The organism is Rhodoglobus sp. GW821-FHT12B09, assembly GCF_058809925.1.
Map to the genome: position 1 here is coordinate 41,090 of NZ_JBXATB010000010.1, position 11,482 is coordinate 52,571.

Annotated in this window: 12 protein-coding genes; 8 read left to right on the plus strand and 4 right to left on the minus strand. The window is 70.5% G+C overall.

The features are described 5' to 3' along the window. Window positions 1–33: 33 nt before the first annotated feature. Window positions 34–372: a hypothetical protein gene (locus AC1RTC_RS15500; protein ID WP_493157228.1), complete on the minus strand. Its 339-nt coding sequence runs from the start codon at window positions 370–372 to the stop codon at window positions 34–36. Between the two features lie 98 nt (window positions 373–470). On the opposite strand from AC1RTC_RS15500, the gene AC1RTC_RS15505 reads away from it, so the two are divergent. The 7 genes from AC1RTC_RS15505 to AC1RTC_RS15535 all read left to right on the plus strand — a co-directional run bounded on the left by AC1RTC_RS15505 (window position 471) and on the right by AC1RTC_RS15535 (window position 8,520). After that, a complete protein-coding gene (locus AC1RTC_RS15505) occupies window positions 471–998 on the plus strand; it encodes a cation:proton antiporter regulatory subunit (protein ID WP_493157230.1) in 528 nt (175 codons plus the stop codon). A gap of 3 nt (window positions 999–1,001) precedes the next feature. Then, entirely contained in the window at window positions 1,002–2,396 is a 1,395-nt protein-coding gene (locus tag AC1RTC_RS15510; protein WP_493157232.1) for a cation:proton antiporter, read from the plus strand. Next, window positions 2,393–3,139: an SURF1 family protein gene (locus AC1RTC_RS15515; protein WP_493157234.1), complete on the plus strand. Its 747-nt coding sequence runs from the start codon at window positions 2,393–2,395 to the stop codon at window positions 3,137–3,139. Before AC1RTC_RS15510 ends, AC1RTC_RS15515 begins: the two co-directional genes overlap by 4 nt. Before the next feature lie 4 nt (window positions 3,140–3,143). After that, entirely contained in the window at window positions 3,144–3,578 is a 435-nt protein-coding gene (locus tag AC1RTC_RS15520; RefSeq protein WP_493157236.1) for a DUF3817 domain-containing protein, read from the plus strand. Further along, window positions 3,575–5,149 (plus strand): glutamine-hydrolyzing GMP synthase, encoded by a 1,575-nt coding sequence (gene guaA, locus AC1RTC_RS15525; RefSeq protein ID WP_493157238.1) that lies wholly within the window; start codon window positions 3,575–3,577, stop codon window positions 5,147–5,149. The genes AC1RTC_RS15520 and guaA overlap by 4 nt, the downstream gene beginning before the upstream one ends. Before the next feature lie 165 nt (window positions 5,150–5,314). Beyond that, window positions 5,315–6,943, plus strand: coding sequence for a dynamin family protein (locus tag AC1RTC_RS15530; RefSeq protein WP_493157239.1), 1,629 nt, complete (start codon window positions 5,315–5,317; stop codon window positions 6,941–6,943). Beyond that, window positions 6,940–8,520, plus strand: coding sequence for a GTPase (locus AC1RTC_RS15535; protein WP_493157241.1), 1,581 nt, complete (start codon window positions 6,940–6,942; stop codon window positions 8,518–8,520). The genes AC1RTC_RS15530 and AC1RTC_RS15535 overlap by 4 nt, the downstream gene beginning before the upstream one ends. A 94-nt stretch (window positions 8,521–8,614) precedes the next feature. On the opposite strand, the gene AC1RTC_RS15540 is transcribed toward AC1RTC_RS15535, so the two are convergent. The 3 genes from AC1RTC_RS15540 to AC1RTC_RS15550 are packed head-to-tail and all read right to left on the minus strand — an operon-like array spanning window position 8,615 to window position 10,259. Further along, the gene (locus AC1RTC_RS15540; protein WP_493157243.1) at window positions 8,615–9,418 is read right to left on the minus strand and encodes a Bax inhibitor-1/YccA family protein; all 804 of its coding nucleotides are present in this window, start codon (window positions 9,416–9,418) and stop codon (window positions 8,615–8,617) included. A 24-nt stretch (window positions 9,419–9,442) separates the two neighbouring features. Beyond that, a complete protein-coding gene (locus AC1RTC_RS15545) occupies window positions 9,443–9,949 on the minus strand; it encodes a hypothetical protein (protein ID WP_493157245.1) in 507 nt (168 codons plus the stop codon). Next, window positions 9,939–10,259, minus strand: coding sequence for a DUF4190 domain-containing protein (locus AC1RTC_RS15550; protein ID WP_493157247.1), 321 nt, complete (start codon window positions 10,257–10,259; stop codon window positions 9,939–9,941). The genes AC1RTC_RS15545 and AC1RTC_RS15550 overlap by 11 nt, the downstream gene beginning before the upstream one ends. A gap of 41 nt (window positions 10,260–10,300) precedes the next feature. Between AC1RTC_RS15550 and AC1RTC_RS15555 the strand changes: the two genes are divergently transcribed. Then, window positions 10,301–11,302 (plus strand): glycerophosphodiester phosphodiesterase family protein, encoded by a 1,002-nt coding sequence (locus tag AC1RTC_RS15555; RefSeq protein WP_493157249.1) that lies wholly within the window; start codon window positions 10,301–10,303, stop codon window positions 11,300–11,302. Window positions 11,303–11,482 lie beyond the last annotated feature (180 nt).

Here is an 11,482-nt window from a genome sequence, read left to right on the forward strand (position 1 = left end):
GCGGCGCCGGCTAGAGCGTCAGCGCGGCGCCGGCTAGAGCGTCAGCGCGGCGGTCGCGACGAGCGATGCCGCGGTGAGGAAGCCGAACACGCTGCCGATCACGATGCCCGCGATCGCCCAGCCGCGGCGGCGCTGGCTGCCGCCGGCGGTCTCGCGCAGCCCGATGACGCCGGAGCGGATCGCGGCGGCCGCGAGGCCCCCGACGACGAGGAACTTGGAGGCGTCGAGCAGCAGGGCGGTCTGCGACGCATCGGACAGGAAGAGGAGCACGGCGATCGACGCGGTGGCCAGGAGCGTGTTCGCGACGATCACGAACGCGCCATAACGAAGGCTGCGGGTAGATGCGACGCTCGTCGGGTTAGCGAGAGTCATGGCCCCCATACTAGGGACCCCCGTTCGGGGCGCACCAGTGCCCGTTCGCCTGCGGCGCACGGCCAGAAGTCTGCGAGAGCCGCGCTTACACTTGTCCCATGGTCGATGTGAGGCGTGTCAAGCTCCCCGGAGTCGGTGTGCTGCACACCTTCGTGACGGACGACGGCGGCAAAGTCGGCGTCATCACCCACCGCTCGGGCCACAGCGACCTCATCACCTTCGCCGACGCCGAGGGCGCCTCCGAGAAGAGCAAGGTCTCGCTGCGACTCGACGAGGACGAGGCCCACACTCTCGCGGAGCTGCTCGGCGGTACGCGCATCACCGAGTCGCTGTCGGCCCTCGAGACCATCCCCGGCCTCTCGATCGACTGGTTCCCGGTCGGCTACGAGGACCACATCGCCGGCAAGAAGCTCGGCGAGCTCGCCGGCCGCGGCATCGTCGGGCTGACCGTCGTCGCCGTCGTGCGCGGCGAGTCCGCGAATCCCGCGCCCGCCGACGACTTCACCGTCTTCCCCGGCGACACGCTCGTGGTGGCCGGCTCGCCGGAGAAGGTCGCGAAGGCCTTCACCTTCTACCGCACGGGAGAGATGCACAAGGCGCCCGTCGACGCACCCCCAGGCGGCTAGGCAGTGCACGTCGCCGATGACCTCCTGATTCTGGGCGTCCTCCTCGTCATCGCGTATGCGCTCGGCAGGCTCGGCAAGCTCATCGGCCTGCCCGCCATCCCGATCTACATGCTCGTCGGCCTCGCAGCGAGCCCGCACTCGACGCTGATCCCGATCAGCTTCGAGGCTGCGGACGTCGAGCTCATCGCCGTGGTCGGCCTCATCATGCTGCTCTTCAGCCTCGGGCTGGAGTTCGACCAGGACGAGTTCTACGGCAACGCCGGCAAGCTGTTCATCTCGGGCGGCACCCGCCTGGTGATCAACCTGGGCGTCGGCTTCGCCCTCGGCCTGTGGATCGGGTGGGGCACGCGCGAGGCCCTCATCATCGCGGGCATGACTGCCGCGTCATCCAGCGCCATCATTACCAAGCTCCTCATCGAGCTGCGCCGCCTCGCCAACCGCGAGACCCCCACGATCCTGGGGATCATGGTGCTCGAGGACGTCTTCATCGCGATCTACCTCGCGATCGTGGGCGTCGTGCTCTCCGACACCACGGACGTCTGGGGCATCGTCGGGCAGTTGGCGATCTCGTTCGCCTTCCTGGTCGCGATGTTCGCACTGGCGCGCTGGGGCGGCAGGGTGGTCTCGCGGCTCATCCAGACCAAGGACGACGAGCTCTTCACGATCCTGTTCTTCGGCCTGGCCGTGGCGTTCGGCGGCATCGGCGAGAAGCTCGGCGTCTCCGACGCGATCGGCGCCTTCCTCATCGGCCTCGTGCTCGGCGCCTCCCGCTACAAGAACCGCATCGAGCAGTTCGCGCTGCCGCTGCGCGACGTGTTCGGCGCCTTCTTCTTCCTCAACTTCGGGCTCGCCCTCGACGTGTCGACGTTCGGAGGCGTGGTGTGGCCGGTCGTCGTCGCGGTCATCCTCACGCTCGTCGTCAACACCCTCGGCGGCCAGCTCATCGCCTGGCAGAACAAGCTCACCCAGGCGGAGGGGCTCAACGCGAGCGCGATGCTGCAGAACCGCGGCGAGTTCGCCCTCATCCTCGCGACCCTCGCGGTGGGTGCGGGCCTCGACTCGCGGCTGACGCCGTTCGCCGGCCTGTACGTGCTCTCGATGGCGATCGTCGGGCCGATCCTTGCCGTCAACTCCGAGAAGATGGGCCGTGTCGTGTTCCGAGCCAGACGGGCCAGGCCCGGCGATGCCGAGCGGGAGCGCCTGCGCGGCGCCGGCTCGATCAGCGCCGAGGAGATCGCCCTGGTCGAGGCCGCGATGAACGGGCAGGACGTGCCCGAAGCGCCGATCCCCGACGACATCATCGAGTCCTACCCGACGGGCCCGATCGACCCCATTGAGCAGCAGGCGGCCCAGCAGTCGGATGCCCGCGCCGAGCGCAAGAGGGACCCGGAGTATTGAGCACCTCAGTCTGGGCCGTCGCGAGGCGGCCGCGGTGGATCGCCGCCCTCATCCTCGCCCTCGCGATCGCGGGGGGCTTCGCGGCCCTCGGGCAGTGGCAGATCGCGCGCAGCTTCGAGAGCGCCGCGCCCCGGGAGGAGCAGACCGAGGTGGTCGTGCCGCTCAGCGAGGTCTCGCAGCCGCAGCATCCCGTGCCCGACTCTGCGACCGGCCAGCTCGTGCGGGTCGACGCCGACTTCGTGCCCGGCGACTACGTCGTGCTCTCTGACCGCATCAACCACTCCGGCCCGGGCTTCTGGGTGGTCGGCCACGCCGTCACGCCGGAGGGCGCGAGCCTCGCGGTCGCGCTCGGCTGGGCCGGGACGGAGGATGCCGCGGCAGAGGCCGTCCGCACGCTCGACGCCTCCGCGCCCGACGGGACCCTCACCGGCCGCTACCTCCCCACCGAGTCGCCGCAGGAGAGCGACTTCGAGAAGGGCGTACGCAGCTCGATGGCGGTCCCCGAGCTGATCAACCTGTGGGCCTCCACGCCCGAGGGCGTCTACGGCGGCTACCTCATCCTTGACACGGCGCCCGCCGGCCTCGAGCTGATCGACGCCCCGGCGCCCATCACCGATGTGAGCCTCAACCTCCTCAACATCTTCTACGCGGTGGAGTGGGTGATCTTCGCGGGCTTCGCGATCTTCCTCTGGTACCGCCTCGTGAAGGACGCCTGGGAGCTCGAAAACGAGCCCGTAGAATAGGGGTATGCCCATCGGACCCCGGCCCCAAGACGTCTCCAGGATCCGGACGGCGGTCAAGGTCTACAAGGTCTCGTCGATCATCACGGGCAGCTTCCTGCTCCTCCTGGTGCTCATGATGGTGCTGCGCTACATCGTCGGCGTCGACATCGAGCTCAACCCGGTGTACGGCCTGCAGCTCACGCCGAAGGAGCTCATCACCGGGGTGAACGTCTCCACCCTCATCCTCATCGTCCACGGCTGGATGTACGTGCTCTACCTCGGCACCGACTTCGTGCTGTGGCGGAGCATCCGCTGGTCGTTCGGCAGGTTCCTGTTCATCGCCCTTGGCGGCATCATCCCGCTGCTCTCGTTCTTCCTCGAGCGCCGCGTCCCGCGCCAGGCGCTCGCCGCGATCGCCCACCTCGAGACCCCCGAGCCCTCTGTAAAGGCCGCCGCATGAGTGACACCGAAGCCAACCCCGTCCTCGTCGTCGACTTCGGCGCGCAGTACGCGCAGCTGATCGCGCGCCGAGTGCGCGAGGCCAGCGTCTACAGCGAGATCGTGCCGCACACGATCACCGCCGCCGAAGTCGCGGCGAAGCATCCCGCGGGCATCGTGCTGAGCGGTGGGCCGTCGAGCGTCTACGAGGCCGGCTCTCCCACCCTCGACCCCGCGATCCTCGAGCTCGGCATCCCCGTGCTCGGCATCTGCTACGGCTTCCAGGTGATGGCGCAGCAGCTCGGCGGCGAAGTCGCCAAGACCGGCGCGCGCGAGTACGGCGCCACGGACGTCACGCTCGCCCCCGGCGACTCCACCCTCCTCTCCGGCCAGCCGGCCGAGCAGACCACGTGGATGAGCCACGGCGACTCGGTGTCGAAAGCGCCCGCGGGATTCACGGTGCTGGCGTCGAGCGAGTCCACCCCGGTCGCGGCCTTCGCCAGCGACGAGCGGAAGCTCTACGGGGTGCAGTGGCACCCCGAGGTCAAGCACTCGGAGTTCGGCCAGCGCGTGCTCGAGAACTTCCTGCACAGGGCTGCGGGCATCCCTGCCGATTGGAACAGCGCGAACGTGATCGACGAGCAGGTTGCGCGCATCCGCGCCCAGGTCGGCTCGGGCCGTGTGATCTGCGGCCTCTCGGGCGGCGTCGACTCCGCTGTCGCCGCGGCCATCGTGCACAAGGCGGTCGGCGACCAGCTCACCTGCATCTTCGTGGACCACGGCCTGCTGCGCCAGGACGAGCGCCGCCAGGTCGAGGAGGACTACGTCGCCTCCACCGGCGTGCGGCTCGTGACCGTCGACGCGGTCGACCAGTTCCTCGACGCACTCGCCGGCGTGACCGACCCGGAGCAGAAGCGCAAGATCATCGGCCGCGAGTTCATCCGCTCGTTCGAGAACGCGGCGGAGGCGCTGGTGCTGGAGGCCCAGGGCGGCGGGGAGTCCATCGACTTCCTCGTGCAGGGCACCCTCTACCCCGACGTCGTCGAGTCGGGCGGCGGCACCGGCACCGCCAACATCAAGAGCCACCACAACGTGGGCGGGCTGCCCGAAGACCTGCAGTTCACGCTCGTCGAGCCACTGCGCACCCTGTTCAAGGACGAGGTGCGCGCGATCGGCCGCGAGCTGGGCCTGCCCGAGGTGATCGTCTCGCGCCAGCCGTTTCCGGGGCCAGGCCTCGGCATCCGCATCGTCGGTGAGGTTACCCGTGAGCGTCTCGAGCTGCTCCGCAAGGCGGACGCGATAGTCCGCGCGGAGCTGACGGCGGCGGGCCAGGATGCAGCGATCTGGCAGTGCCCGGTCGTGCTGCTGGCCGACGTCCGCAGCGTGGGCGTGCAGGGCGACGGGCGCACGTACGGGCATCCCATCGTCCTGCGCCCCGTCTCCTCGGAGGACGCGATGACCGCCGACTGGACGCGCGTGCCCTACGAGGTGCTCGCCAAGATCTCCAACCGCATCACCAACGAGGTGCCCGGGGTGAATCGCGTGGTGCTCGACGTCACGTCGAAGCCGCCGGGAACCATCGAGTGGGAATAGCCCGCTAGCATCCCCGGCCGCCCAAACTGCGGCATGCTGGGGAGGTGACCGACTCCGCGCCCCTTTCTCAACTCGCTTGAGCGCCTGCGCGCGTCGCTGGCAGACCCGGGCCTGAGCCTGCCGCTCGACGGCGCGGCCGCGCAGCGCGAGGCGGCCGCAGCAGCGGTGCGGCAGATCAACGACTACATCCGGCCGCGCCTTTCCGACCTCGATGCACCGCTGTTGGCGGTCGTCGGCGGATCGACGGGGTCGGGCAAGTCGACGATCGTCAACGCCCTCATCGGCACTCCCACGACCCGGGCCGGGGTCATCCGCCCCACGACCCGGCAGCCGATCCTCGTGCACGCGCCCGTCGACGCCGGGTGGTTCGCGAGCGACCGCATCCTTCCGGGCCTGGCGCGCGTGCGCGGGCGCATCACGGAGCCCGGCACCCCGGCGTCGTCTGCGGGGGATGCTCCCGCCGGTGCCCGCATCAACGAGCTCATGCTGCTCGGCCACGACCGGGTGCCGCAGTTCCTCGCCCTGATCGACGCACCCGATATCGACTCGGTGGCCGACGACAACCGGGCGCTCGCTGCGCAGCTTCTCGCTGCGGCCGACCTGTGGCTGTTCGTCACGACGGCGAACCGGTACGCCGACGCCGTGCCGTGGGCGCTGCTCGACGGCGCGGCCGGACGCAACATCACCGTCGCCGTCGTGCTCAACCGGGTGCCGCCGGGCGCGGCCGCGGAGGTGCTTCCCGACCTGCGGTCGATGCTCGCCGCGCGCGGCCTCCCCGACGCCCCGGTGTTCGTGATCGAGGAGCAGAAGCTCGACGAGCTCGGGATGCTCCCCGCCTCCGCCGTCGCCGGACCCCGTGACTGGCTCAGCTCGATCGCCGCCGATCGGGCCGAGCGCACCCGCATCGCCGCCCGAACGCTGCGCGGCGCGATAGTCGACCTCGACATCCGGGTCTCGTCCATCGCCACCGCGCGCCAGCAGCAGCTCGACTGGGTCGACGGCACGGCCAAGACCGTCGCGCACGCATACGCGAGTGCCGCGGAGGCCGTGGATGACGCGACGCGCGACGGCGCCCTCCTCCGCGGCGAGGTGCTCGCGCGCTGGCAGGACTTCGTGGGCACGTCCGACGTCTTCCGGAGCGTCGAGCGCTGGTTCTCGCGCACACGGGATGCCGCGACCGCCTGGATCATGGGCAAGCCCCAGCCGGTCATCGATGTCGAGGTGCGCCTCGAGCACGGGCTCCACGCGGTGATCGTCGACCAGGCCGGGCGGGCGGCCGCGGCATCCTGGGCCAGCCTGCAGCGCACCGAGGCCGGCCGCACCATCGCGCAGGCCCATCCGGAACTGGGCACCGAGAGCAGCGACTTCGGCGACCGGGCGGCGGCGATGATCCGCGAGTGGCAGGGTGCGCTCCTGCGGCTCATCCAGGAGAACGCCGGGTCGAAGCGGATCAGGGCCCGCGTGCTCTCGGCCGGGCTCAACGTCGTGACCGTCGCGCTCATCGTCGTGGTCTTCGCCTCCACCGGCGGGCTCACGGGCGGCGAGATAGTGATCGCGGGCGGTTCGGCAGTGGTCGGCCAGAAGCTTCTCGAGACGATCTTCGGAGAGGACGCCGTGCGCCGCCTCGCGGGCGAGGCCCGCAAGGACCTCACCGGCCGCGTGAGCTCCCTCTTCGCCACCGAGGCCGCGCGTGTCACCGCGGCTCTCGAGAGTGCGCGCTTCGGGTCGTCCCCCGAGGCGCTGCGCCGCGAATCGGCGGCCCTCCTCGACGACGTCCAGCGGGCGGCATCATGAAGGCGGCCTCGCTCGACGCGCGGCTCGAAGCCCTGCGGGTCGTGCGCGAGACCGGTGAGGGGCGCCTCGCCGATGCGGTGGCCCGCCAGCTCGATGCCGTGCTCACTCATGCCACCGAGCGTCGCCAGCGGTCGCCCGAGCACACCGTCATCGGCGTCTTCGGTGCGACGGGGTCGGGCAAGTCGAGCCTCGTCAACGCCCTCGTCGGCAGCGATGTCGTCGTGACGCACGTGCGACGCCCCACCACGAGCGAGGCCCACTCGATCAGCTGGGATGCCGACGGGGCGACAGACCTCCTCGACTGGCTGCAGGTGCGTGAGCGCACGAAGCTGGATGCTCCGCTCGACCCGCGCGCGGGAAGACTGCTGCTGCTCGACCTTCCGGACTTCGACTCGGTCGAGCGCGCGAACCGTGACATCGCGGAACGGCTTGCCGCCCAGGTGGACGCCCTCGTGTGGGTGGTCGACCCTCAGAAGTACGCCGACGAGGTACTTCACGCCCAGTTCATCGCGCCGCACGCGAAGCACTCCGCGGTGACACTGATCGTGCTCAACCAGGTGGACCTGCTCTCCGCCGCCGAGGTGCCGGCGGTAGTCGAGTCGCTCCGCGGCATCGTCGAGCGTGACGGCATCCCCAAGGCACGGGTCCTCCCCGTCAGCGCGAGGACCGGCGAGGGCATCCCGGCCCTGCGCACTGCCCTGGGCGACCTCGCCGCCGCCCAGCAGGCACGGGAGGCGCGGCTCTCCGCCGACGTCTCGACGGTCGCCGCCGCAGTGCCGGATGCCGGCACCGCCACTCGTCCAACGCCTCGCGGCACCGAGGCCCTCATCTCCGCGCTCGGCACCGCTGCGGGGGCCGAGGTCGTCGCCCAGGCTGTCGCCCGCTCGTACCGCAAGCGGGCGGGCCAGGCCACGGGCTGGCCGATCGTGTCGTGGCTGCTGCGCCTGCGGCCCGATCCGCTCGCGCGCCTCGGTCTCGGCCCGAGTCGCCGCGGCGACGACGCCGCGCTGCACCGCACCAGCATGCCCGCCCTCGACGCGGGTGCCAGGGCGAGGGTCTCCCTCGGGGTGAGAGGCTTCGCGGATGCCGCGGCCACCGGCCTCGCCGAGACCTGGCGCACCGGCCTGCGCGCGACGGCCGACCGGGCCATCGCCGAGTTGCCGGACGAGCTCGACCTCGCCATCGCCCGCACCGCGCTGCCCGCGAAGGGCTCGTGGTGGTGGGTGGTCTTCGGCGTGCTGCAGTGGGTCTCCGTGCTCGCCGCCCTCGTCGGGATCGGCTGGCTGCTCGGCGCCGCCTTCCTGCCGAACCTCGGGCTGCCCGCCTTCGAGGTGCCGAAGGTCGAGGGGTGGGCGGTGCCGACACTGCTCATTGCCGGGGGTGTGGTGCTGGGCATCCTGCTCGGGCTCCTCGGTGCCGCACTCGCTGCCGGTGCCGCCGCGGCCCGCCGCCGCCGCACACGACGGCTGCTGCTCGCCTCGGTCGGCGAGGTCGTGCGGCGGATCGCGGTCGCGCCGGTGCTGGCCGACCTCGACCGCGCTCGTGACTACACGGCGGCGCTGACCCTCGCGCGGTAGTCGCCTCACCGCGCTCTGACTCGGCCGCTTCGGAATCGGGTGAACGGGAACGACGAAGGCCGCCCCCGCAGGGACGGCCTTCGCGAGAGAACGGCTAGCGGCGGGCGATCGCCAGCATGCGGAGGATCTCGAGGTACAGCCAGATGACGGTGGCCATGATGCCGAAGGCGCCGGTCCAGCCGTACTTGCGCGGTGCCTTGTTGTTCACGCCGCGCTGGATGAAGTCGAAGTCGAGCACGAGCGAGTACGCCGCCATGATGACGACGAAGACGCCGAGGATCAGACCGAGCGGGATGCCGAAGACCGGCGCGCTGCGCAGGCCCCAGGGGTCGGTGTTGGCGCCGGTCAGCATGAGCACGACGTTGATGAGCGAGAACACCAGGTAGCCGACCATCGCGATCAGGAAGATCTTCGTCGCGCGCTTCGAGGCGCGGATCTTGCCGCTCGCGAACAGTGCGAGGGTGATGCCGACCACGACCAGCGAGGCGATGACCGCCTGGATGACGATGCCGCCGCCGAACGACGACTCGTACCACCACGAGATGCCGCCGACGAAGACGCCTTCAACAGCCGCGTACAGCAGGATGAGCGGAGCCGAGGGCTCCCGCTTGAACGAGTTGACGAGCCCGAGCACGAGGCCGACGAGCGCAGCGCCGATCCACAGGAAGGGGATGAGCGGGGCGGAGATCCACCCGACGGCCGCGCCGACCAGCAGGAGCGCGAAGGCGCCGACCGTCTTGGCGATGGTGTCGTCGACGGTCATCACCTCGCTCTCGGGAGCGGAGGGGCTCTTGTAGAGCTCGTCGAGCTGCTGGGCCGACATGTTCTGGGCTGCTGCAACGCCGCCCGCCGCATTGGTCGCGAACGCGGGGCTGCGGCTGAATGCGAATTTCGCCATGGGGTTCTGCCTTTCGGTGAAGTACTACAAAACTACCGGGGAACGCTGGGCATTCGCACTGGATGCGAGCAGTCTCGCGACCCACGCCGAGGCGATGAGCACCGCCAGGGAGATGGCGAGGGTCGGGAGCATCCCGGTGTACTCGGTGAAGAACCGCGGAAGGATGAACCCGTTCGCGAGCGGGAACAGCACGGTGATGTAGCTGCGCGCCGGCCGGTGGCGCACGAGCAGCCAGCACACGTAGGGCACGACGAAGGTCCACGCGGAGTACGGGCCGGTGAGCAGGATCCAGATCTGACCGGTGGCCGGGATCACGACGACGAGCCGCCGCCAGCCGCTCGCGGGCATGATCGACCAGCCGGTCGCGTGGGCCGCTGTGCCGATGAGGAGGAGCGGGAGCGTCCAGGTGTTGGAGCCCTGCAGCTGCACGGCCCCGCCGATGATCAGCAGCAGCCCTGCGACGTACCTGTCGTTGTAGTGCCCCCAGCGCAGCGGCAGGGAGCGCGTCGGCTCGACCCAGTCAGAGGCCATTCGCGAACCTCAGGAGCAGGACGATCCCCACTGCGAGCCAGACGTAGCCGAGGATCGTCGCCACGAGGGCGATGGTCCTGCCGCGCTCGCCGGTCTGCTTGATCTGGCGCAGCGCGATGTGGCCGAAGACGAACGCGGGGATTCCCCCGATGCACGCGAGGACGAGCGCGATGATGGCGATGGAGTTGACCGGTGCGGGGGCCTCCGCCGCGGCCTCGTCGACGGCGTTCGGGCTCACCGCGGTGCCGCAGAATACGCAGAACCGCCACTCCGGGCGGAGCTCCCCGGAGCAGGTCGCGCAGGTGGCCATGTTCGAATGCTAGTGGCGCGGCGACCGCCTAGCCTTGAGGCGTGAGCATCCCATCCCGTCCTCTCGTGATCGGCCACCGGGGTGCGAGCGGGTACCGGCCGGAGCACACACGGGCCGCGTACGAGCTCGCCTTCGCTCTCGGCGCCGACGCGGTCGAGCCGGACATCGTCGCTACGAAGGACGGCGTGCTGGTGCTGCGGCACGAGAACGAGATCTCGGGCACCACCGATGTGGCCGAGCGGCCGGAGTTCGCCGGCCTGCGCACCTCGAAGGTCGTCGACGGCGCGCAGCTCACCGGCTGGTTCACGGAGGACTTCACGTGGGCGCAGCTGTCGACCCTGCGCTCCCGCGAGCGGCTGCCCGCGATCCGCACCGCGAGCGCCACGTTCGACGGCCGCTGGGGCATCCTGCGGCTCACCGACCTCCTGCAGATCATCGACGAGCAGTCGGCGCGGCTCGGGCGCGAGCTGGTGATGGTCGCCGAGATCAAGCACGCGACGTACTTCGAGTCCATCGGGCTGCCGCTCGACGAGCTGTTCGCGGCGGAGATCGCGCGGTGGGCCACGCCCGACAACCTCATCGTGGAGTCCTTCGAGCAGACCGTGCTCGAGCAGGTCAGGCAGCGGGGCATCCCGGGCCGTTCTGTCTTCCTCGTCGAGAAGAGCGGCTCGCCCGCCGACCTCGTCGCGCGCTTCGGCCGGAAGGCCCTGCCGTACTCGGCCCACCTGACCCCGGCCGGCCTCGCGCGGCTGGCCGAGCGGGTCGACGGCGTGAGCGTCGACAAGGCACTGCTGCTGCGCACGGATGCCGCGGCCAACGTCATCGGGACTACCGACCTCGTCGACCGCATCCACGAGGCCGGGCTGCTCGCCTACACGTGGACGCTGCGGGCCGAGAACAGGTTCCTCGCCCGCAACCTCCGGCGGGGCACGCCGCAGCGCGACTTCGGCGACTGGGACCGTGAGTTCCGGCTCATCCTGGGGACGGGCGTCGACGGGGTGTTCGCCGACCAGCCGGACCTGGTGCTGTCGCTGGCCCAGTAGCGCGCTCTGGCGCGCGTATCGAAACCGGTTGTTCGACTGAGTGGTTTCGATACGGCGCTGGGGCGCCTACTCAACCCGCCGGGTTTCGATACGGCCGCGGGCGGCCTACTCAACCCGCCGGGTTTCGATACGGCCGCGGGCGGCCTACTCAACCCGCTGACGGTGCCGCCGCTTAGAATC

Bases quoted from the DNA above. Each gene is read 5' to 3' on its own strand.
- AC1RTC_RS15500 (WP_493157228.1), bottom strand. From the start codon at position 372: ATGACTCTCGCTAACCCGACGAGCGTCGCATCTACCCGCAGCCTTCGT.
- AC1RTC_RS15505 (WP_493157230.1), top strand. From the start codon at position 471: ATGGTCGATGTGAGGCGTGTCAAGCTCCCCGGAGTCGGTGTGCTGCAC.
- AC1RTC_RS15520 (WP_493157236.1), top strand. From the start codon at position 3,144: ATGCCCATCGGACCCCGGCCCCAAGACGTCTCCAGGATCCGGACGGCG.
- guaA (WP_493157238.1), top strand. From the start codon at position 3,575: ATGAGTGACACCGAAGCCAACCCCGTCCTCGTCGTCGACTTCGGCGCG.
- AC1RTC_RS15535 (WP_493157241.1), top strand. From the start codon at position 6,940: ATGAAGGCGGCCTCGCTCGACGCGCGGCTCGAAGCCCTGCGGGTCGTG.
- AC1RTC_RS15540 (WP_493157243.1), bottom strand. From the start codon at position 9,418: ATGGCGAAATTCGCATTCAGCCGCAGCCCCGCGTTCGCGACCAATGCG.
- AC1RTC_RS15545 (WP_493157245.1), bottom strand. From the start codon at position 9,949: ATGGCCTCTGACTGGGTCGAGCCGACGCGCTCCCTGCCGCTGCGCTGG.
- AC1RTC_RS15550 (WP_493157247.1), bottom strand. From the start codon at position 10,259: ATGGCCACCTGCGCGACCTGCTCCGGGGAGCTCCGCCCGGAGTGGCGG.